Raw genomic sequence first — 19,532 nt, forward strand, 5'->3', positions numbered from 1 at the left:
GCAGCACCCCGCCTCCTCCGCCGTCGCCGTCCCTCGCCGCCGGTCGTCTCGTGCTGCCCCCGTACCGCCCTCACGCTGCCCTCGCGTACTGCCCCGTCGCACGGCTTCGCGGTGCCCTTTCGTGCGCTCCCGCGCTCCCTGTGACTCCCCCGCCGCGGCGCCGCGCTCCGCCGCACGCCGGGGCGGGCGGACGGCCGGGCGCCTTTCCCCATCGCCACGGATTCCGTCCTGAATTTGGCGATGATCACACCTAATGCCCATATCCGGAAGATCTCCGGCCACTTAGCACCGTTCCGCGAACCCACGAAGACCGGCATAGCCGACATGTCCCGACGGGGACATGAGAATTGCCCCGGAATCCCTTCCGAATCCTTGACAGCCGGCCCCGTCCACGCCGCGACAGCCCTGCGGGCCACCGGGGCGGATGCCCCGGTGGCCCGTCCGGTTCGGCGGGTCAGAGCACCGCCGCCGCGGGCCGTTCGGCGGAGCTCGCGGCCCCGGCGGGCTTCAGGACGACGGCCGTGACCACCAGGGCCAGCGCCAGCAGCCCGGCCGCGACCGCGAAGGCCAGGCGGAACCCGCCGGTCAGCGCCTCGGCCGCGGGGTGTCCGACACCGCTCAGGGTTCCGGTCCGGGCGGCGGCGAGGGTGGTGAGGACGGCGACGCCGAGGGCCGCGCCGACCTGCTGGGTGGTGTTGAAGAGGCCGGAGGCGGTGCCCGCGTCCGCCGCGCCGGCGCCCGACATGCCCAGCGCGGTCAGGCCGGAGAGCACCAGCCCGCCACCGCCGATCAGCAGCATGGTCGGCAGCAGGTGGACGGCGTAGTCGGCGTCCACCGGCAGCCGGACGAGCAGCCCGAGCGCGGCGACCAGCAGGGCCAGTCCGGCCATCAGGACGTTGCGCTCGCCGAAGCGGGCGTTCAGCCGGGCGGAGAGGAAGAGCGACACGGCTCCGATGGACACCGCTGCCGGGAGCATGGCCAGACCGGTCGCGGCCGCGCCGTAGCCGAGCACGTTCTGCAGGTAGAGCGCGAGCAGGATCTGGAAGCCGAACATCCCGGAGATCGCGAGGACCTGCACCACGTTCGCCCCGGCGACGGTCCGGGAGCGGAGCATCCGCAGCGGCAGCAGCGGCTGGGCGGCGCGGGCCTGGCGCAGCAGGAAGCCGGCCAGCAGCAGGGCGGCGAGCGCGCCCAGGCCGAGGGTGCGGGCGGAGGCCCAACCGTGCTCGCCGGTACCGACGATGGTGTAGATGCCGAGCATCAGGGCGGCGGTGATCAGTACGGCGCCGAGGGTGTCGGCGCCGGCCCGCAGGCCCGGGCCGCGGTCGGTGTCGAGCACCCGCACCGCGAGCAGCACGGCGGCGAGGCCGAGCGGCAGGTTGATCAGGAAGATCCAGTGCCAGTTCAGGGCCTGGGTGAGGACGCCGCCGAGGACCTGGCCGATCGAGGCGCCGGCCGCGCCGACGAAGCTGAAGGCGCCGATCGCCCGGCCGCGCTCGCCCGGCTCGGGGAAGAGCGTGACGATCATGCCGAGGCTGACCGCGGAGGCCATCGCCCCGCCGACGCCCTGGAGGAAGCGGGCCGCGATCAGCATGCCCTGGCCGGTGGCCACCGCGCAGAGCACCGAGGCGGCGGTGAAGAGGGCGAGCCCGGCGACGAAGACCCGCTTGCGGCCGATCAGGTCGCCGAGCCGGCCGGCCAGCAGCAGCAGTCCGGCGAAGGCGATCAGGTAGGCGTTGACCGTCCAGGTCAGGTCGGCCGACGAGAAGCCGAGGTCCGCCTGGATGGCCGGCAGCGCCACCGTGACGATGGAGCCGTCCAGGATGATCATCAGCATCCCCGCGCAGAGCACCGCCAGGGCGAGCGCACGGGAACGGGCCGAGGAGGCCCGGGTCGGGGCGGGCGCGTCCGGGGCGGATGCGCTCCGGACCGGTGCGCCCGGGGTGGGCGTGCTGGGGGCGTGCGTGGTCATGGCGGGTCTCCCGGTTCGTCGAGTACCGGGTATGACGCTAGCAGATTGTTTTGTTCGGGACTATCTTTCTCGGGAAGGTCTCTTTCGAGATGCTCAGTTCCGGGAGCGACGGGCCCGGCGGACCGTCCGGTCGCTCTCCACCGGCTCCGCCAGATGCCCGCCCACCAGCTGGGTCAGCGCCGAGACGAAGACCGTCCGCTCGGGCTCGGGCAGCGACTCCAGCACCTCGCGGTGCACCCGGTCAGCGATCGCGGTGCCCTCTTCGACGGCGCGCTCGCCCGCCTCGGTGACCGAGATGATCCGGGCCCGGCGGTCGGTGGCGGACGGGCGGCGCTCCGCCAGGCCCGCCTTCTCCAGCTCGTCCACGGTGACGACCATGGTGGTCTTGTCCAGGTCCGACAGCTCGGCCAGCTGGATCTGGGTGCGTTCGGTCTCCAGCGCGTGGAACAGCACGCAGTAGGCGCGCGGGGTGATCCCGAGCTCGGTGAAGGCGGCCGCCATCCGGGTCGCCAGGACATGGCTGGCGTGGTCCAGCAGGCCGGAGAGGTCTCGGATCCGGCGCACCGGCGGGCTCGTCGTCATACGTCCGAGCGTAGCAAGGCCGTCTGCCGGCAGATGATCCCGTGAACAACGATCCCGCGGGGCGGCGACCCACGGTACCGGCGGGGCGGGCGGCGGGCGCGGCCCGGCCTACGGAATGCCGAGCTCGAACAGCGCGTACCCGGCGTACCAGCCCGCCGCGAGCGTCGGCATCGCGCACAGGCCCAGCAGGGTGGGCACCTTCACCCGGCGCAGCGCGACCGCCAGCCCGATGAAGAGCGGGAAGGCGGGCAGCAGGTAGCGCGAGATGTTGCCGAAGATCTGGTTGCTGCTCAGCGCGGTGAAGACGGTCAGCAGCGTGTAGACCACCAGGACCAGCGGCGGCCGGATGCGCAGCAGCAGCACCAGCAGCGCGGGCAGGAGCATCAGCAGGGCCACCGCGATCAGGTCGGGCGCGGGGTTGGACTGCCAGAAGTCCCAGTGCCCGGTGATCACGTCCAGGAAGGTGCGCGAGGTGGAGGCGCCCCAGTCGAAGTAGCGGTTCCAGGCACCCCGCTGCAGCTTGAAGTAGCCGCCCCAGTCGCCCATCCGGTAGCCGACCCAGCCGACGTACCAGAGCAGGCCCCACGGCGTGATCAGCATCGCGGTCAGCGGTCGCGCGATGCCGTCGGTGCGCCGGACCAGAGCCACCAGCGCGGAGATCGAGACGGCCGCGATCAGCGCGGCGGCGGTGGGCCGGTTGAGGCCGGCCGCGAAGGCGAGCAGGCCGGCGGCGAGCCAGCGGTGGGTCATCACGCAGTAGCAGGCCCAGGCGGAGAGGGCGACGAACAACGAGTCCGAGTAGACCGCCCACTCGACGCCCGACCCCGGGAAGAGGCCCCAGATCACCGCCGCGATCACCCCGGCCCGGAACCCGCCGAGCCGCTCGGCGACGGCGAAGACGCCGGCCGCCGCGACGAACGAGGCCACCACCGAGACCGCGATGCCCGACCCGTAGGGGCCGAGCCCGGTGACGGCGCCGACCAGGCGCATCAGCCACGGGTAGAGCGGGAAGAACGCGGCCGAGTTCTCGTAGTAGGTGGCGAGCGGGAAGCCGTGCAGCGGGACCAGCTGCGGGTGGTAGCCGTTCTCGGCGATCCGCTGGTACCAGACGCCGTCCCAGGTACCGAGCACGTCCCAGGGCTGGGCACCCCCGCCGCGGCCCGGCTCCTTCCGGAGGAAGTCACCGGTGTGCGAGAGCAGCAGCAGGAGCACGGCCAGGCCGGTGGCCTTCACCACCGCGTACGCGCCGAGCGCGGGCGCGAACCGGTCCACGACGGCGCCGAGGCGGCCCTGCCGCCCGGCCTCGGCCGAGGGGGCGCCGGTGCCGGACGGCTCGGCGCTCGCCGGCTCCGCGCTCGATGTACTCGATGCCGTGCTCATCAGCTCTGGACTCCCGCCCCCGCTCGTGGTCGGCGCGGCCACGATCGCGCCGCCGAGCGAGCCTACGGCACGGGATCGGGCCTCTCCGGCCGACCTTCCGGTGCCGCCCCGGGCCGGTCGCGGACCCGCCCCGGACCGGGCGCGGCCCCGGGCAGCGGGCCGCCGCCGCCCGGGTGGGGCGGCGGCCGGGTGGGCGGGGCGGGTCAGCCGTGCAGGTAGACGATGCCGAGCTTGGTGAGCCGCCAGAGCTGGTCGGCGGCGCCGGTGTCGGTGGCGAGCTCGACCAGGGTGTTGCCCTTGGCGTCGCGGCTGCCGCCGGCGGTGGCGACCTTGGTGCGGTCCTGGGAGTCGGCCAGCTTGTAGCGGCCGTCACCGGCCGGCTCGAAGACCCAGTGCTGGTTGCCGCCGCCGTTGCAGCCCCACTGCTGGAGCCGGGTACCGGGGGCGGTGGAGCCGGCGTCGGCGTCCAGGCACATGTTCCGGTTGCCGCTGAAGTCGAGCTCGTAGCCGCCGCCCTGCTCGGCCTCCAGGACGAAGGACTGGTTCAGCCCGCCGGTGGGGGTGTAGGTGAGGGCGCCGCGGCCGTTGGTGGAGTCGCCGTAGGTGCCGCCGCCGGAGAAGTCGAGCGCCTTGCCGTCGGCGGCGGAGGTGAGCTGGTACCAGGCGCCGTCCTCCGGCCCGTCGCCGAACGGCTTCCCCGGGGTGAGCGGCTGGATGGAGGTGGTGTTCCGCTGGTCGAGGGTGCAGTAGGCCTGCTGCTGGTCCGGCCTGGCGTAGAACTGGCCGAGGCAGACGCCCTCGCCGCGGTAGCCGGCCACCCGCAGGTGGTAGGACTGGCGGACCATGTTCATGCAGAGGCCGGGGATGCCGATCTGCTGGTCGCAGCCGTTGCGGATCCACTCGGCGAGGTTGATCACATCGCCGTTGGTGTACTCGTACGGCGAGCTGGTCCACTCGGCGCAGACCTCGTGGCCGAAGGCGACCCGGCGCTGGTCCAGGTACCGGACGCCGGGCACCTGTTCGGCCGCGGCGCGCAGGGTGTCGCTGAAGAGCGGGACCACCCAGTTGTGGCCCCAGGCGAGGTCCTCGGGGAACGCCGGGCAGCCGTCGGCGACCTTGCCGACGTAGTCGTTGCGGCGGATGTCCGGGGTGATCGGGTTGAAGTAGGACTGGTAGACCAGCTGGTAGACGCTGTCGGCGTAGCCGGCCCGGCGCATGGTCTGCCGGATGTCGCGCAGCGCCGCGACCACCTTGGGCTGGACCGCCCTGGCCCGCTCGGCGATCTCCGCGCTGCCGATGGTGTCGCGGCAGCCCTGGTCCTTGGGGACGGGGAAGTACTGCGCGAGGCAGTGCATCATGATCCCGCTGAAGTCGAAGTCGTCGTTGGCGCCGATCGTGACGACGACCATCTTGACGTCGTACCGGCCTGCCACGTCCGCGAGTCGGACGTCCTGCTTGGGCTCGCCGAAGTCCCCGCTGCCGGGGCCGGTGATGGCGGCCAGTTCGGGGTCGCTGACCAGGTCGCCGGTCTGGGCGCCGGAGCAGGCCAGGTCGATCGGGGTGACGTCGGGGATGCCGGTGACGAAGATCTCCGACTTGGGGTGCCGGTGGCAGTAGTTGGTGGGCGAGTCGGTCTCGGGGAAGTAGCCGTCACCGGTGTCGGTGCCGGCGCCCTCCCCGGAGATGGCGCTGTCGCCGAGGGCGACGACCGCGGCCGGGCGGCCGGTGGCGGAGGCCGCGGAGGAGGCGCCGGAGTCGGCGAGGGCGGTGGGGGCGCCGACCAGACCGAGGGCGGCGACGAGGGCGCTCGTCGCGAGCAGTGTGCCGTAGGGGGAGCGGCGCGCGACCGACCGGGATCCGCGCGCGCCTGACAGGGGTGACCTGATCACTCGTGACTCCTTGCGGGGTGGGGGCCGCCCGACCGGGGACGCCGGACGGTTCGGAGCAAAGAAAGGTGAGCAGGTCTCACATTCTAGGTACTGACAAGTAACGCAACAAGGCTCCGGACAGCACCGGCCGGGACGCCCCCGGCCGGGCCCGCGTCCGCCGGCGGCGCCGGAGAACGCGGAGAGCCGCCGCCCCGCGCCCCAGGAGGGAAGCGCGGAACGGCGGCTCGCGCCGGCCGAACCGGGCGTCGGTCAGCCCGCGTTGACGCAGTGGTTGCCGAACGCCGGGTTCAGCAGACCGATGATGTCGATGGTGTTGCCGCAGAGGTTGACCGGGACGTGGACCGGCACCTGGACCTGGTTGCCGGAGATGACGCCGGGGGAACCCGCGGCGACACCCTCGGCGCCGGAGCTGGCCATCGCGGTGCCGGCACCGGCCGCCACGATGCCTACCACGGCGGCACCGACGGCGGCCGTCTTCTTGATGCTCATAGGAGCCTCCTGACTGATCGACAGAACTGCACGGGGAGTGCGACATCTAGAACGACACCCGTCCGGCCCGGTTGCTGCACCGCCCCCTTTGTCACCCGGCTGGCCCAACGGGCCCGGGCCTCCCGGCATTCGGGTGATCACCGGACCCGACCGTTTCCCTCCGGCCACTGCCTCGTTCTCCCTCTCGGAACCCGTTCCGCACAGGCCCACGAGACGAATCGAGTACCGCACATGCGCAAGCTCGCCCACGGCGCCCTCGGCACGGCGGCCACCGCCGCCCTGCTGGCCGCCGGCGCCGGCGTCGCCGTCGCCCACCACGCCCACGGCGCGTCCGCCGAGGGCGTCGCGGCCGGCTCGCCCGGGGTGGCCTCGGGCAACCAGTTCGAGATCCCGGTGCACGTCCCGGTGAACCTGTGCGGCAACTCCGTCGACGTCGCCGGCCTGCTCAACCCGGCCTTCGGCAACCACTGCGCGAACGCCTGAGCCGGCGCGGAACGGCCGCCCGGCCCACCGGGCGACCCATCGACTCCGGGAGATCCGCCGCCGGTCCGAGCCCGTCCGGAATCGCTCCTGGTCGCGCGTCTGCGCGAGTTGTTCCCGGCCGTGCGGGAATTCCTCGCGACGCGCTGGTGCAGCGGCGGCCTCCCATCGTCCAAGCCACGGACGACACGCGCCACTTGGGCCGCCAGAGTGACAATCACGGCAATCCCAGAAACCAGCGGGCGATGATTTCCCTTCGCCCGGCTCCCGACTCATTCCATTGACGGTCGGGCAGAAAACGGAGGAAGAACCACATGCGTAACCTCAAGAAGGCCGCCGCCCTGTCCCTCGCCGCCGCCGGCCTGGTCGTCGGCGCGGCCGGCGGCGCGTTCGCCAGCTCCGGTGCCGAGGGCGTGGCCGCCGGCTCGCCCGGTGTGCTCTCCGGCAACCAGATCCAGATCCCGGTGCACATCCCGGTCAACGTCTGCGGCAACTCCATCGGGGTCATCAGCATCCTGAACCCGGCGTTCGGCAACAACTGCGCCAACATCGGCTGAACCGGCGGTCGCCGCACCGGCGACGGCAGTTCCACCGAGTCCGTGCCGCATCCCGCCCCCGGGCGGGGTGCGGCCCGCTCAACCCGTGTGTGATCGAGGAGATCAACCCCATGCAGAACGTGAAGAAGGCCGCCGTCCTCTCCGCCGCCGCTGCCGGCCTGGTGCTGGGCGCGGCGGGCTCCGCCGCCGCCAGCTCCGGTGCCGAGGGCGTGGCCGCCGGCTCGCCCGGCGTGCTCTCCGGCAACCAGCTGCAGATCCCGGTGCACATCCCGGTGAACCTCTGCGGCAACTCCGTCAACGTGATCGGCGCCCTGAACCCGGCGTTCGGCAACAGCTGCGCCAACGTCGAGGCGCACCCGCAGCCCGCCGACGACTGCTGATCCCCGATCGGCACGCGTACCGGCCGAACTGCCCCCCGTCCAGCCGGTCGGGGGGCAGTTCGGCATACCCGGGCGCAGTACGGCCGCCCGGGGACCCGATCTCCCGAAGGTGACTGAGCATGGTTGCGAAGAGCATGGTTTCGATGAAGAGCGGGGCCGGCCTGGCCGCCGCCCTGGGCGCCGCGATGCTGCTCGGCGCCGGCGCCGGCACGGCGCACGCGGCGCCGGCCGAGGGCGGCGCCAGCCTGGCCAAGACCGACCTCGCCCAGGCGCTGGGCGGCACCACCACCGGTCTCGGCTACGGCATCGCGCCGGTCAAGGACCTGCGCGTCGACCCCTGGGCCAACTCCTCCGCCGACGTGCTGAACAACGGCGCGACCGTCCAGCCGGAGAACACCGGCCTGGCCCCGGTCAGCACCAGCACGCTGACCGGTCCGCTGAGCGCCGGCGGCGGTCCGCGCGACCTGCCGGTCGTGGGTCAGCTGCTCGGCGCCCTGCCGGGCTGAGCACCGGCGCCGCACGGCCGGGAGCCCGGCGCGCCCTCCGCGGGGAGGGGGCGCCGGGCTCCCGTGCGCGCCGGGTCGGCCCGGACCGGCTCAGAGCTGGGCGAGCCCGGTCAGACCGCTCTGCTCCACGACACCCGTGGTGGTCGCCGTGGCGGTCGTGGCGAGGTCCCCCACCGAGTCGGTCACGGAGATCCGCTCGTCCTCGTTGCCGAGCGTCGCCTTGGCGCCCGGGACGGCCTGCACCGCGCCGGTGACCAGCCGCGGGTCGATCTCGCCGACCTTGAGCGTGCCGTCGGCCAGCTGCCCGGTGCCGTCCTGGGCCAGCGCGAGCGGCTTGCCCAGGCCGATCCCGGGGGTATCGGCGTGCAGCGGGGCGGCCGGGGCCTCCAGCAGCAGCTCGCCGAGGTCGGCGCCCTGGTCGACCAGCGGCAGCGGGAGCTCCGCCTTGGCCGAGGGGCCCACCTTGCCGGTGCCGAGCTGGGGCACGATCCGCTCCGGGAGCAGCTCGTTGCCGGTGGTGCGGCCGGGGACGGCCGGCATCACCAGGGAGGTGGGGATGCCACCGGAGATCCGGCTGTCGAGGGGTGCGAGCGGGACGTCGAGGGGGACCTGCTGGGTGGCCAGCCGGTCCTCCAGGGCCCCGACCTGGTCGGGACTGACCGCGGCGGCGGAGGCCGCGCCCTGGGAGGCGAGCACGCCCGCACCGACCGCCAGCAGCATCGCGCCGGCCCGCTTGGAGAACTTCATGCTTTTCACCGTTCTGCCTGTCCGTACTGGGGATCTGGGGGTCGGCCGCGCGCAGGGCGCAGCCGAAAGCCATCTGTCTCAACGAGACACCCGGAGCCCTGATTGCGGCCGTTAACCGGTTCGGCCTAATAATCCGACCGGAATCCCCCGGAAGTCGCGCCTCCCGGACTCTTTTCAAGAATCCCCGTAACCTTCCGTGGCGTCATTCTTTGATCTGAATGTCAGTGACCGCAGACCGGGCCTGAGCGTTCTACGCGTTGTACGCACGGAAACCAAAAGCATTCCAGAGAGGGATCTCCCCATGATCCAGAAGTCCTTCGCCGCCGCCGGCCTGGCCGTCGCCGCGCTGGCCGCCGCTGCGGCGCCGGCCTCGGCCATCGCGGACTCGGACGGCTCCGCCGCGTCCCTCCAGGGCAACGGCGGGACCAACTTCACCGGCACCGTCGGTGACAACAGCCCGAACTTCCACTTCCTGGACAACGCGAACGTCTGCCTCCCCGAGATCCACAACATCGCGGTCGGCGTGCTCGGTGTGGCCGTCCCGGTCGAGGTCCCGATCGCCAACAGCGGTGGCAAGCAGTACTGCACCCAGGGCCAGGGCACCCAGAGCAAGGGCGACTCCGGCGTCTCCCACCTCATCGGCTGACCTGCCGACCCCGCACCACCTCCTGAACCACCCTTCGAATCGCTCCCCGATTCATCCCCCGAGAGGAAACCCGAAATGATCAAGAAGACCCTCGCCGCCGCCGGCCTGGCCGCCGCCGCCATCGCGATGTCCGCCGGTTCGGCCTCCGCCATCGCCGACTCGGACGGCTCGGCCGTCTCCGCCCAGGGCAACGGCGGCACCAACCAGACCGGCACCCACGGCAACAGCTCGCCGAACTTCCACACCCTGGACAACGCGAACATCTGCCTGCCGGAGGTCCACAACATCGCGGTCGCCGTCATCGGTGTCGCGGTTCCGGTCGAGGTCCCGGTCCTGAACAGCACCCCGAAGCAGATCTGCAACGTCGGCCAGAACACCCAGTCCTCGGGCGACGCGGGCGTCTCGCACCTGATCGGCTGATTGCCGCCACAGGACAGCGACGGAGGGCCCGGGGACGTGTCCCCGGGCCCTCCGGGCTTCGGTGGATCGACTGTCCGGTCGGCCCGTGCCCACGGGCGCGGGCCGACCGGGTGACAGGCCGTCGGGGCGGCGCGTGGAGCGCCGCGGCCGACGGCAGCGTGTGTTCACGTGTCAGTGGCAGGGCGCTCCGACCGAGCGCTCCGGAAGAGAGGGCAGATCCAATGAAGAACAAGCTGGGCAAGGCCGCGCTGACCGCCTTCGGCGCGCTGGCGCTCGCGGGTGTCGCCACCCCGGCGTTCGCGCACGTCGGCCTGGCCGGTGGCGGCGAGTTCGTCGCCTCCGCGCACCCGGTGTTCGCCGCCGGTGAGTGGTACGGCCTCGCCCACACCTCGCACATCCACACCGGCGCGCATGCGTTCGGCGCCGCCACCTCCACCGACGCGCTCGGTGGCCTGGAGGGCTTCGCCCACGTCGGCTGACGCCCGGGTGGTACGACGGAGGCCGGACCCCGCCCGGGGTCCGGCCTCCGTCGTGCTCACGGCTCCGACTACTTGATCATCGCGGCGGTTTCGAGCGCCCAGTAGGTGAGGATCTGCTCGGCCCCGGCCCGGCGGATCGAGGTCAGCGTCTCCAGGATCATCCGCTCCCGGTCGATCCAGCCGTTGGCCGCGGCGGCCTCGACCATCGCGTACTCGCCGGAGACCTGGTAGGCGACGACCGGCACCGGCGAGGCGTCGGCCACCTGGCGCAGGATGTCCAGGTAGGCCATCGCGGGCTTGACCATCACCAGGTCGGCGCCCTCGGCGACGTCCAGCTCCAGCTCGCGCAGCGACTCCCGGGCGTTCGCCGGGTCCTGCTGGTAGCTCTTGCGGTCACCCTTCAGCGAGGAGCCGACCGCCTCGCGGAACGGGCCGTAGAACGCCGAGGCGTACTTGGCGGTGTAGGCGAGGATGCCGGTGTCCTGGTGCCCGGCCTCGTCCAGGGCCTTGCGGATCACCCCGATCTGACCGTCCATCATCCCGGACGGGCCGACCAGGTGGACGCCCGCGTCCGCCTGCACGCGGGCCATCTCGGCGTACCGCTCCAGGGTCGCGTCGTTGTCCACGCTGCCGTCGGCGGCCAGCACGCCGCAGTGGCCGTGGTCGGTGTACTCGTCCAGGCAGAGGTCGGACATGACCACCAGGGAGTCGCCGACCTCGGCGACCACGTCCCGGATCGCCTGCTGCAGGATGCCGTCCGGGTTGGTGCCCTCGCTGCCGACCGCGTCCTGCACCGCGGGCACGCCGAACAGCATGAGGCCGCCCAGGCCCGCCTCGGCCGCCTCGACCGCGGCCTTGCGCAGCGTGTCGCGGGTGTGCTGGACCACACCCGGCATCGACGACACCGGGACCGGCTCGCGCACGCCCTCGCGGACGAACAGCGGCAGGATCAGCTCCGCCGGGTGCAGCCGGGTCTCGGCGACCAGCCGGCGCATCGCCGGGGTCGAGCGCAGCCGGCGCGGGCGAACGTACGGGAATTCAGCGGACACGGCTTCTCTCTCCGAACGGTTGGGCGGCGCCGGGGGCGACGGTCGGCCGCCCCCGGCCCCGGTTGGTCGGGCGCCGGCCTCAGCGCGCCTTGCGGCGCGAACCGGGACGGCGCTCGCTGGGCCGGTAGACCGGCTCGCCCGCCGCGGTCGCGGTGTCGCGACGCCTGGCCCCGAAGTCTGCCAGGGCCTGGGCCAGCGCGGCCGCCGACGGCGCCGGGGCCATCACGTCGACCCGCAGGCCGTGCTCCTCCGCGGTCTTGGCGGTGGCCGGGCCGATGCAGGCGATGACCGTGACGTTGTGCGGCTTGCCGGCGATGCCGACCAGGTTCCGCACGGTCGAGGACGAGGTGAACAGCACCGCGTCGAAGCCGCCGCCCTTGATCGCCTCGCGGGTCTCGGCCGGCGGCGGCGAGGCGCGCACCGTCCGGTAGGCCGTCACGTCGTCGACCTCCCAGCCCAGCTCGACCAGGCCAGCGACCAGGGTCTCGGTCGCGATGTCGGCGCGCGGCAGCAGTACCCGGTCGATCGGGTCGAACACCGGGTCGTACGGCGGCCAGTCCTCCAGCAGCCCGGCGGCGGACTGCTCGCCGGACGGCACGAGGTCCGGCTTCACGCCGAAGTCCACCAGGGCCTGCGCGGTGGTCTCGCCGACCGCCGCCACCTTGATCCCGGCGAACGCCCGGGCGTCCAGGCCGTACTCCTCGAACTTCTCGCGGACGGCGCGCACCGCGTTCACCGAGGTGAAGGCGATCCACTCGTAGCGGCCGGTGACCAGGCCCTTGATCGCCCGCTCCATCTGCTGCGGGGTGCGCGGCGGCTCGACCGCGATGGTCGGCACCTCCTGCGGCACCGCGCCGTACGAGCGCAGCTGCTCGGAGAGGCCGGTGGCCTGCTCCTTGGTGCGCGGCACCAGGACGTTCCAGCCGAACAGCGGCTTGGTCTCGAACCAGGAGTGCGAGGCGCGGTGCGCGACCTGCTCGCCCACCACGGCTATCACCGAGGTCGCCGGGTCCACCGGGGCGGAGACCGGCGAGGGCAGCACCCGGGCCACCTTGAGGTCCGCCGCGATGGTGGCCAGGGTGGCGGTGAAGGTGCGCTGGCGGGTGGTGGTGCCGGAGAGCGTCGCGCTGAGCGCCGACTCCGGCTTGCGGCCGTTGGAGACCAGCGCGTTGGCGGTGGCCGGCAGCTGGCCCAGGGTGGTGCGCACCACCAGGGTCGTCTCCGGCGCGCCCAGGTCCACCGGGCTGCCGGCGAGCAGCGCGGCGCCGTCCACGAAGCGGACGTCGGTACCGCCCACACCGCGCAGCGGGACACCCGCGTAGGCCGGCACGCCGACCGACTGGGCGACGCCCGGGATCACCTCGAAGTGGATGCCGTGGCCCGCGCAGCCGAGCATCTCCTCGGCGGCGCAGCCGTCCAGGCCGGGGTCGCCGTCGACGGTGCGCACGACGTGCTTGCCCGAACGGACCGCCTCGGCGACCAGCTCGGCCAGGTCGAACTCCGGGCCCTCGGCGCCGGGGGTGTGCACCTGCACACCGGCCGGACAGTGGCTGCGCACGGCGGCGGCGGTGAGCGGGTCGGCGACCAGGACGTCGGCCGAGGACAGCACCTCGACCGCGCGCAGGGTCAGCAGGCCCGGGTCCCCGGGGCCCGCGCCCAGGAAGGTGCACCGGCCCGCGGCGGGCGTCCCGCCCGGGAAGGGGCTGTCGGCCGGGAACGGCGTCTCGGTGGCGGCGGTGGGGCTCATCGGGCTCGCTCCCCCATCAGGGCGGCCGCGCCCGCGTCGAGCAGCCGGGCGGCCAGCGCGCGGCCGAGGGCCGCCGCCTGCCGCTCGGCGGTCTCGTCGAGGACGATCGGACCGTTGGCGGACATCTTCAGCAGGGTGGCGCCGTCGACGGTGCCGACCACGCCCTCCAGCCGCAGTTCGTACTCGTGGCCCCAGGTGGCCAGCGCGGCGACCGGTGCGGAGCAGCCGGCCTCCAGGGTGGCCAGCAGGGCGCGCTCGGCGGCGACCGCGGCCCGGGTGGGGGCGTGGTCGAGGGCCGACAGCGCGGCGGCCAGCTCACCGTCGGCGCGGGCGCACTCGATGGCGAGCGCGCCCTGGCCGGGTGCCGGGAGCATCAGCTCCGGGTCGAGGTGCTCGGTGACCTCGGCGGCGCGGCCGAGCCGGTTCAGGCCGGCGGTGGCCAGCACCACCGCGTCCAGCTCGCCGGAGGCCACGAAGCCGATCCGGGTGTCCACGTTGCCGCGGATCGCCACCGTCTCGATCTGGGCGCCCCGGCCGCGGGCCCAGGCGTTGAGCTGGGCCATCCGGCGCGGGGAGCCGGTGCCTATCCGGGCGGTGCGCCCGGCGCCGGCCAGCTTCTCCACCAGCTCGTCCAGGGCCAGGCCCTCGCGCGCCACCAGGGCGTCGCGAGCGTCCTCGCGCGCGGGGACGGCGGCCAGCGCCAGCCCCTCGGGCTCGGCGGTGGGCAGGTCCTTCAGCGAGTGCACGGCGAAGTCGATCCGGCCCTCCAGCAGCGCGTCCCGCAGGGCGGAGACGAAGACGCCGGTGCCGCCGATCTGCGCCAGCGCCTCCTTGGAGGTGTCGCCGTAGGTGGTGATCTCCACCAGCTCGACGGGGCGCCCGGTGACCCTGGTCACCTCGCGGGCGACCATGCCCGACTGGGCCATGGCGAGCGCGCTGCGCCGGGTGCCGAGCCGCAGCGCTGCTGCGGTGGCGGCCGGGGCCTGGTCGGTGAGCGGTTGACCATTCATGAGGTGATCGTCCCGGTGGTACTCGTGGGATGGCTGACGGTTCATCTGGCGCCCCCGCCCGAAGGCTGGGTGCCGATCGGGGTGCCCGAGACCGCGTGCACGGCCGCCGGGTCGAGGTCGAACAGCTCGCGCAGCGCGTCCGCGTAGGACGCGCCGCCCGGCTCGGCGGCGAGCTGCTTCACCCGCACGGTGGGGGCGTGCAGCAGCTTGTCGACGACACGGCGGACGGTCTGGGTGATCTCGGCGCGGGACCGCTCGTCCAGGGCGGGCAGCCGCGAGTCGAGACGGCCCAGCTCGGCGGCGACCACGTCGGAGGCCATCGCCCGCAGCGCCACCACGGTCGGGGCGATCCGGGCGGCCCGCTGGGCGGCGCCGAAGGCGGCGACCTCGTCGGCGACGATGCCGGAGACGGCGTCGACGTCGCCCGCGCCGGGGGTGGCGGCGTGGGCCTGCGAGAGGCTCTCCAGGTCGACCAGGAGCGCGCCGGGCAGCTCGTGCACGGCGTGGTCGACGTCCCGCGGCATGGCGAGGTCGAGCAGGGCGAGCGGGGTCCCGCCGGCGCGTGCGGCGACCGCCGCGGCGACGTCCTCGGCCCCGATCACCACGCCGGCCGCGCCGGTGCAGGAGATCACCAGGTCGACGTCGGCCAGCGCCTCGGGCACCTTGGCCAGCTCGACCGTCCGCGCCACGTCGGCGCCGAGGATCTCGACCAGGCGCTCGGCGCGCTCGGGGGTCCGGTTGGCGACCAGCAGATCGGTGACGCCGGCGCGGACCAGCGTGGCGGCGGCCAGCGAGCTCATCGAGCCCGCCCCGACCACCAGGGCGCGCTTGCCCGCGATCTCGCCCGCGCCGGCCGCGACCTGCTCCAGGCCGAAGGTGACCAGCGACTGGCCGGCCTTGTCGATGCCGGTCTCGCTGTGCGCCCGCTTGCCGACCCGCAGGGCCTGCTGGAACAGCTCGTTCAGCCCGCGCCCGGCGGTGTGCTGCTCCTGGGCCTTGGCCAGCGCGTCGCGCAGCTGGCCGAGGATCTGCCCCTCGCCGACCACCATCGAGTCCAGGCCGCAGGCCACCGAGAAGAGGTGGTGGACGGCGCGGTCCTCGTAGTGGACGTAGAGGTGGGAGGTCAGCTCCTCCAGGTCCACTCCGCTGTGGTGGGCCAGCAGCAGCGAGAGCTCGGCGACGCCGGCGTGGAACTTGTCCACGTCCGCGTACAGCTCGATCCGGTTGCAGGTGTTCAGCAGCGCCGCCTCGGCGACGGTCGCGGTGGCCGCCGCGTCGTGCAGCAGCCGGGTCGGGACGTCACCGGTCAGGGCGGCGCGCTCCAGCACGCCGACCGGGGCGGTGCGGTGGCTCAGGCCTACGACGAGGAGGCTCATGCCCGCCCCCCGGTGCCACGGATCCCGCACCGCACGCGCCCGGCCCGCTGCGACCGACGACCGCTCCGCACCGCGCGCACCTTCCCGATGGTTCGCTCGCTCACGCCGGCATCACCGCGGAGAGCTCGCCCTCGCCGCCGGCCTTGCCGGGCTTGGCCTTCGCCGGCGCCTCGTCGTCCTTGGCCGGCTCGGCGACCGGACGGGCCTTGCCGGAGCCGGCCGCGGCGCGGCGCAGCTTGGCCGCGGCCGCGCGGACCGGGCCGGGGGCGCGGTCCAGCACCGACTCGGTGCGGTCCGGCTCCTCGCCCGCCTTGCGCTGCTCGTGGAAGGCCAGGATCTGCAGCTCGATGGAGAGGTCCACCTTGCGCACGTCCACGCCGTCCGGAACGGTGAGCACCGTCGGGGCGAAGTTCAGGATGCTGGTGACACCGGCCTCGACCAGGCGGTCGCAGACCTGCTGGGCGGCACCGGGCGGGGTCGTGATGACACCGATCGAGACGTGCTGGTTCTCCACGATGGACTCCAGTTCGTCCATGTGGCGCACCGGCAGCCCGGCGGCGCTGCTGCCGACCACGGCCGGGTCGGCGTCCAGCAGGGCCGCCACCCGGAACCCGCGGGACGCGAAGCCGCCGTAGTTGGCGAGCGCGTGGCCGAGGTTCCCGATGCCGACGATGACGACGGGCCAGTCCTGGGTCAGGCCCAGCTCGCGGGAGATCTGGTAGACGAGGTACTCGACGTCGTAACCGACGCCGCGGGTCCCGTACGAGCCCAGGTAGGAGAAGTCCTTGCGCAGCTTCGCGGAGTTCACGCCGGCGGCGGCCGCCAGCTCCTCCGAGGAGACGGTCGGCACGGAACGCTCGGAGAGCGCGGTGAGTGCCCGCAGGTAGAGGGGAAGGCGGGCGACGGTCGCCTCCGGGATGCCCCGGGCACGCGAGGGTCGGCGCGCGGCGCCCTGGTCGGGCGTCTGCGAACTGCTCTGTGGTGATCGGCCGATTGCCACGGTGCTCCTGTGGGTGAAGCTGGGCTTTGGCAGCCAGGCTATGCGTTTGTGAACGTGTGCACAAAGATGGTGTCCGATTTGTCCCCGCACAGTGATGCGCATCACGCCGGCGAGTCCATAGCACCGGTCCCCGTCGGCACCGCCGCCGGGGGCTGCGCACCGGGCGGCCGGAGGCCGTACGGCGGCTCCCGGCGGAGCTGCGGGACGACCGCCCCGGCGGCGCCCGAGCGGGCCCGGCCCAGCCTCGGCCACGGCACCCGGGCCGCCTCGCGCAGGGGCGCCGCCCAGTCGTCGGGCGGGCAGGAGGGCGCGTCCAGGCAGTGCCGGAGCAGCCCGGCGGTGGCCCGGGCGTCGCCCAGCGCGGTGTGCGCGGGGAACCGGCCCAGCCCGGCCGCCTCCGTGCAGGCCGCCAGACCGAAGCCGCCCGCCTCCGACAGGTGGGCGCGGGCCAGCCGCATCGTGCAGAGCAGCGGGACGGGCGGCAGGGCCACCCCGATCCGGGCGAACTCGCGATCGAGGAAGGCGTGGTCGCAGGTCACGTGGTGGCCGACCAGCACCCGGCCGGCCAGCAGCTCCAGCAGCCGCGGCGCGACCTCGCGGAACCGGGGGGCGCCCTCCACGTCGGCCTGGGCTATCCGGTGCACATGGGTGGGGCCGACCGGACCGGCCGGATCCAGCAGGGTGCAGAACTCGCCCTCGGGGCGGAGCCGCTCGTCCAGCAGGACGACGGCGACCTCGACCACCCGGTGCCGCCACGGGCTGCGGCCCGTCGTCTCCACGTCCACCACCGCGAAGCCCCCGCCGGCTGCGGGCACGGGCGTCCCTGGGGTCGGACCGGGAAGCATGGCGGCACTCCTCGTGTGCTCAGCCCCCCATGGGCGCGGACGAGTTCGATCGTAAGCCGACGAACATCGCCGTTCCCAGGCCCGGTACGGGATTCTTCACAACGATTCGGCGAACCGCCCCCGCCGGTCGGCGGGGGCGGTTCACCGCCGTCAGGCGCCGAGCGCGGCGCGCAGGCGGCGCTCGTCGACCCGCCAGAAGTCGTGCTGACGCCCGTCGATCAGGGTGACCGGGATCTGCTCCCAGTACGCGCGGTACAGCTCCTCGTCCTGGGTGATGTCCTTCTCCTCGAAGGTCGCGCCCAGCTCGCCGGTCACCCGCACGATCACCTCCCGGGCGTCGTCGCAGAGGTGGCAGCCCGGCTTGCCGACCAGGGTCACGGTGCGGTCGGCCGGCTCGGGGCTCTGGTTCTTGTCACGTCGCAGCAGTGGGCTCACCCCGCCATTGTGCGCCCGCCTCACACCGGCCCCGACGCCCGGCCGGCCCGGGCACCGCCCGCCCGGGACCCGGCGCCGGACCGGTCGCTGTTCACCCGGTGGGCACGTCGCCGTCACGGCTCCTCCCGGCCCGGCTCGATATGCTCGACGGCATGGCCGTGCTCCGAAGGCTCACCCAGTCAAGGCGTTCCACCACCGAGCGGAACGCCCTGGCCGGCGAGGCCGCGGCCGAGGCCGCGGAGGCCGCCCTGCGGGCCGCCACGGACGCCCCGCACGACCCGGACGCCCCCGCCACGCCGACCGCCGCGCACGCGGCGACCGCCCCGGACGGCTCCGACGAGCGGCCCGCGAAGGCCCCCAAGGCACCCGCCGGCAACCACACCCCCGAGCGGGACGACCCGCGCGCCGCCGCCTTCTTCGACTGCGACAACACCATCCTGCGCGGTGCCGCGATCTTCTACCTCGGCGTCGGCCTCTACCGCCGCGGCTTCCTCACCCGCCGCGACATCGCCCGGTTCGCCTGGCAGCAGGCCTGGTTCCGGCTGCACGGCACCGAGGACCCGGACCACATGGCCGACGCCCAGCACACCGCGCTCGGCCTCGTCGCGGGCAAGCGCACCGCCGACCTCGAAGCCATCTGCGAGGAGGTCTTCGAGGAGGTCATCGCCGAGAAGATCTGGCCCGGCACCCGGGCCCTGGTCCAGATGCACCTGGACGCCGGCCAGCGGGTCTGGCTGGTCACCGCCGCACCGCTGGAGGTGGCCCGGGTGATCGCCCGCCGGCTGGGCATGACCGGCGCGCTCGGCACCGTCGCCGAGGCCCGGGGCGGCCTGTACACCGGCCGGCTGGTCGGCGACCTGCTGCACGGGCCCGCCAAGGCGGCCGCCGTCGGCGCGCTGGCCCGGCGCGAGCGGCTCGACCTGGAGCGCTGCGCCGCGTACAGCGACTCGGCCAACGACATCCCGATGCTCTCGCTGGTCGGCCACCCGTACGTGGTGAACCCGGACGGCGCGCTGCGCCGCCACGCCCGGGCCCAGGGCTGGCGGGTGCGGGACTTCCGGACCGGGCGCAAGGCGGCCCGGGTCGGGCTCCCGGCCGCCGCCGCGCTCGGGGTGGCCGCCGGGGCGACGGCCGCCGGCATCGCCCTGCAGCGCCGCCACCGCGCCTGAGCCGCGGACCGGACCGGGGTGGGGGCCACGCCCGGCGGCCACCGCCGAACCACCCCCCTGCGAGGGTGACCAGCCGTCAATCCGTACACCGAACATGGCCCCCGTACGGGCTAACTCCCCTCCACCGGCCGGGAGCCCGAAGAGCCTGAACGAAGCTGTCACTGGGTGACCGGTTCTGATCGTTCGTCAGACGGGGAAAGTCGGGGGTTACCAAGGCCAACCAAGGGGAAACCGGCCGTCCGACCGCCTAATTGGTCACCCGGTGCACATGTTCGATCACGTTGAGCCGGATGAACGATGACACGTTCGGTCAGTGTCAGCCGAATATGCACGCCATGTGGATCCCAAACGACCACTTCGACCACACGGTGTAG

The 19,532-nt window shown here is 73.8% G+C and carries 21 protein-coding genes; 8 read left to right on the top strand and 13 right to left on the bottom strand.

From position 1 onward, the window contains the following. Positions 1–454 precede the first annotated feature (454 nt). The 5 genes from ABZ495_RS07515 to ABZ495_RS07535 form a co-directional block, all read right to left on the bottom strand. Positions 455–1,972 carry a DHA2 family efflux MFS transporter permease subunit gene (locus ABZ495_RS07515; RefSeq protein WP_359834874.1) on the bottom strand — a complete coding sequence of 506 codons (1,518 nt, stop codon included), beginning with the start codon at positions 1,970–1,972 and terminating at the stop codon, positions 455–457. Between the two features lie 93 nt (positions 1,973–2,065). Next, the gene (locus tag ABZ495_RS07520; protein WP_359834876.1) at positions 2,066–2,554 is read right to left on the bottom strand and encodes a MarR family transcriptional regulator; all 489 of its coding nucleotides are present in this window, start codon (positions 2,552–2,554) and stop codon (positions 2,066–2,068) included. A gap of 108 nt (positions 2,555–2,662) precedes the next feature. Continuing rightward, positions 2,663–3,934: a hypothetical protein gene (locus ABZ495_RS07525; protein ID WP_359834878.1), complete on the bottom strand. Its 1,272-nt coding sequence runs from the start codon at positions 3,932–3,934 to the stop codon at positions 2,663–2,665. A gap of 203 nt (positions 3,935–4,137) precedes the next feature. After that, positions 4,138–5,823, bottom strand: a complete 1,686-nt coding sequence (locus tag ABZ495_RS07530) for an RICIN domain-containing protein (RefSeq protein ID WP_359834880.1) — start codon at positions 5,821–5,823, stop codon at positions 4,138–4,140. Between the two features lie 249 nt (positions 5,824–6,072). Beyond that, positions 6,073–6,312, bottom strand: coding sequence for a chaplin (locus ABZ495_RS07535; protein WP_329488290.1), 240 nt, complete (start codon positions 6,310–6,312; stop codon positions 6,073–6,075). Between the two features lie 231 nt (positions 6,313–6,543). Between ABZ495_RS07535 and ABZ495_RS07540 the strand changes: the two genes are divergently transcribed. The 4 genes from ABZ495_RS07540 to ABZ495_RS07555 all read left to right on the top strand — a co-directional run bounded on the left by ABZ495_RS07540 (position 6,544) and on the right by ABZ495_RS07555 (position 8,235). Then, on the top strand, positions 6,544–6,795 hold the full coding sequence (locus tag ABZ495_RS07540; protein ID WP_329488292.1) for a chaplin: 252 nt from the start codon (positions 6,544–6,546) through the stop codon (positions 6,793–6,795). Positions 6,796–7,106: 311 nt separating this feature from the next. After that, entirely contained in the window at positions 7,107–7,349 is a 243-nt protein-coding gene (locus ABZ495_RS07545; protein ID WP_329488293.1) for a chaplin, read from the top strand. Positions 7,350–7,459: 110 nt separating this feature from the next. Further along, positions 7,460–7,729 (top strand): chaplin, encoded by a 270-nt coding sequence (locus ABZ495_RS07550; protein ID WP_329488294.1) that lies wholly within the window; start codon positions 7,460–7,462, stop codon positions 7,727–7,729. A 119-nt stretch (positions 7,730–7,848) separates the two neighbouring features. Beyond that, positions 7,849–8,235 carry a hypothetical protein gene (locus ABZ495_RS07555; protein ID WP_359805117.1) on the top strand — a complete coding sequence of 129 codons (387 nt, stop codon included), beginning with the start codon at positions 7,849–7,851 and terminating at the stop codon, positions 8,233–8,235. 90 nt (positions 8,236–8,325) lie between these two features. Here ABZ495_RS07555 and ABZ495_RS07560 read toward each other — a convergent pair whose 3' ends face one another. After that, entirely contained in the window at positions 8,326–8,982 is a 657-nt protein-coding gene (locus tag ABZ495_RS07560; RefSeq protein WP_359834881.1) for a hypothetical protein, read from the bottom strand. Between the two features lie 301 nt (positions 8,983–9,283). Between ABZ495_RS07560 and ABZ495_RS07565 the strand changes: the two genes are divergently transcribed. From ABZ495_RS07565 to ABZ495_RS07575, 3 genes are all read left to right on the top strand, one after another. After that, positions 9,284–9,628 (top strand): rodlet layer protein, encoded by a 345-nt coding sequence (locus tag ABZ495_RS07565; RefSeq protein WP_313764319.1) that lies wholly within the window; start codon positions 9,284–9,286, stop codon positions 9,626–9,628. Positions 9,629–9,703: 75 nt separating this feature from the next. Further along, a complete protein-coding gene (locus tag ABZ495_RS07570) occupies positions 9,704–10,048 on the top strand; it encodes a rodlet layer protein (protein ID WP_329488298.1) in 345 nt (114 codons plus the stop codon). A 221-nt stretch (positions 10,049–10,269) separates the two neighbouring features. Next, positions 10,270–10,527: a hypothetical protein gene (locus tag ABZ495_RS07575; protein WP_329488300.1), complete on the top strand. Its 258-nt coding sequence runs from the start codon at positions 10,270–10,272 to the stop codon at positions 10,525–10,527. A gap of 68 nt (positions 10,528–10,595) precedes the next feature. Here ABZ495_RS07575 and hemB read toward each other — a convergent pair whose 3' ends face one another. From hemB to ABZ495_RS07610, 7 genes are all read right to left on the bottom strand, one after another. Beyond that, positions 10,596–11,576, bottom strand: a complete 981-nt coding sequence (gene hemB, locus ABZ495_RS07580; protein ID WP_329488301.1) for a porphobilinogen synthase — start codon at positions 11,574–11,576, stop codon at positions 10,596–10,598. 79 nt (positions 11,577–11,655) lie between these two features. Beyond that, the gene (locus ABZ495_RS07585; RefSeq protein WP_329488302.1) at positions 11,656–13,323 is read right to left on the bottom strand and encodes a uroporphyrinogen-III synthase; all 1,668 of its coding nucleotides are present in this window, start codon (positions 13,321–13,323) and stop codon (positions 11,656–11,658) included. After that, complete coding sequence (gene hemC, locus ABZ495_RS07590; protein ID WP_329488303.1) at positions 13,320–14,333, bottom strand: hydroxymethylbilane synthase; 1,014 nt, start codon at positions 14,331–14,333, stop codon at positions 13,320–13,322. The genes ABZ495_RS07585 and hemC overlap by 4 nt, the downstream gene beginning before the upstream one ends. Before the next feature lie 41 nt (positions 14,334–14,374). Continuing rightward, positions 14,375–15,709 (bottom strand): glutamyl-tRNA reductase, encoded by a 1,335-nt coding sequence (locus ABZ495_RS07595; RefSeq protein WP_352286190.1) that lies wholly within the window; start codon positions 15,707–15,709, stop codon positions 14,375–14,377. A gap of 100 nt (positions 15,710–15,809) precedes the next feature. Beyond that, positions 15,810–16,709, bottom strand: a complete 900-nt coding sequence (locus ABZ495_RS07600) for a redox-sensing transcriptional repressor Rex (protein ID WP_359805125.1) — start codon at positions 16,707–16,709, stop codon at positions 15,810–15,812. A gap of 101 nt (positions 16,710–16,810) precedes the next feature. Then, complete coding sequence (locus ABZ495_RS07605) at positions 16,811–17,554, bottom strand: 3'-5' exonuclease (protein WP_359834884.1); 744 nt, start codon at positions 17,552–17,554, stop codon at positions 16,811–16,813. Positions 17,555–17,704: 150 nt separating this feature from the next. After that, positions 17,705–17,989: a glutaredoxin family protein gene (locus tag ABZ495_RS07610; RefSeq protein WP_329488307.1), complete on the bottom strand. Its 285-nt coding sequence runs from the start codon at positions 17,987–17,989 to the stop codon at positions 17,705–17,707. Positions 17,990–18,141: 152 nt separating this feature from the next. Here ABZ495_RS07610 and ABZ495_RS07615 point away from each other — a divergent pair, with 152 nt between their 5' ends. Next, positions 18,142–19,158, top strand: coding sequence for an HAD-IB family hydrolase (locus tag ABZ495_RS07615; RefSeq protein WP_359834886.1), 1,017 nt, complete (start codon positions 18,142–18,144; stop codon positions 19,156–19,158). The last annotated feature ends 374 nt before the right edge of the window (positions 19,159–19,532 follow it).

This window comes from Kitasatospora sp. NPDC005748, assembly GCF_040630735.1.
GTDB lineage: Bacteria > Actinomycetota > Actinomycetes > Streptomycetales > Streptomycetaceae > Kitasatospora.

What these genes read in the sequence shown, in the direction of transcription:
- ABZ495_RS07535 (WP_329488290.1), bottom strand. Translation starts at nt 6,312, where the DNA reads ATGAGCATCAAGAAGACGGCCGCCGTCGGTGCCGCCGTGGTAGGCATC.
- ABZ495_RS07615 (WP_359834886.1), top strand. Translation starts at nt 18,142, where the DNA reads ATGGCCGTGCTCCGAAGGCTCACCCAGTCAAGGCGTTCCACCACCGAG.
- ABZ495_RS07565 (WP_313764319.1), top strand. Translation starts at nt 9,284, where the DNA reads ATGATCCAGAAGTCCTTCGCCGCCGCCGGCCTGGCCGTCGCCGCGCTG.
- ABZ495_RS07605 (WP_359834884.1), bottom strand. Translation starts at nt 17,554, where the DNA reads ATGCTTCCCGGTCCGACCCCAGGGACGCCCGTGCCCGCAGCCGGCGGG.
- ABZ495_RS07585 (WP_329488302.1), bottom strand. Translation starts at nt 13,323, where the DNA reads ATGAGCCCCACCGCCGCCACCGAGACGCCGTTCCCGGCCGACAGCCCC.
- hemC (WP_329488303.1), bottom strand. Translation starts at nt 14,333, where the DNA reads ATGAATGGTCAACCGCTCACCGACCAGGCCCCGGCCGCCACCGCAGCA.
- ABZ495_RS07595 (WP_352286190.1), bottom strand. Translation starts at nt 15,709, where the DNA reads ATGAGCCTCCTCGTCGTAGGCCTGAGCCACCGCACCGCCCCGGTCGGC.
- ABZ495_RS07570 (WP_329488298.1), top strand. Translation starts at nt 9,704, where the DNA reads ATGATCAAGAAGACCCTCGCCGCCGCCGGCCTGGCCGCCGCCGCCATC.
- ABZ495_RS07575 (WP_329488300.1), top strand. Translation starts at nt 10,270, where the DNA reads ATGAAGAACAAGCTGGGCAAGGCCGCGCTGACCGCCTTCGGCGCGCTG.
- ABZ495_RS07520 (WP_359834876.1), bottom strand. Translation starts at nt 2,554, where the DNA reads ATGACGACGAGCCCGCCGGTGCGCCGGATCCGAGACCTCTCCGGCCTG.
- ABZ495_RS07560 (WP_359834881.1), bottom strand. Translation starts at nt 8,982, where the DNA reads ATGAAGTTCTCCAAGCGGGCCGGCGCGATGCTGCTGGCGGTCGGTGCG.
- ABZ495_RS07540 (WP_329488292.1), top strand. Translation starts at nt 6,544, where the DNA reads ATGCGCAAGCTCGCCCACGGCGCCCTCGGCACGGCGGCCACCGCCGCC.
- ABZ495_RS07515 (WP_359834874.1), bottom strand. Translation starts at nt 1,972, where the DNA reads ATGACCACGCACGCCCCCAGCACGCCCACCCCGGGCGCACCGGTCCGG.
- ABZ495_RS07555 (WP_359805117.1), top strand. Translation starts at nt 7,849, where the DNA reads ATGGTTGCGAAGAGCATGGTTTCGATGAAGAGCGGGGCCGGCCTGGCC.
- ABZ495_RS07545 (WP_329488293.1), top strand. Translation starts at nt 7,107, where the DNA reads ATGCGTAACCTCAAGAAGGCCGCCGCCCTGTCCCTCGCCGCCGCCGGC.
- ABZ495_RS07550 (WP_329488294.1), top strand. Translation starts at nt 7,460, where the DNA reads ATGCAGAACGTGAAGAAGGCCGCCGTCCTCTCCGCCGCCGCTGCCGGC.
- ABZ495_RS07525 (WP_359834878.1), bottom strand. Translation starts at nt 3,934, where the DNA reads ATGAGCACGGCATCGAGTACATCGAGCGCGGAGCCGGCGAGCGCCGAG.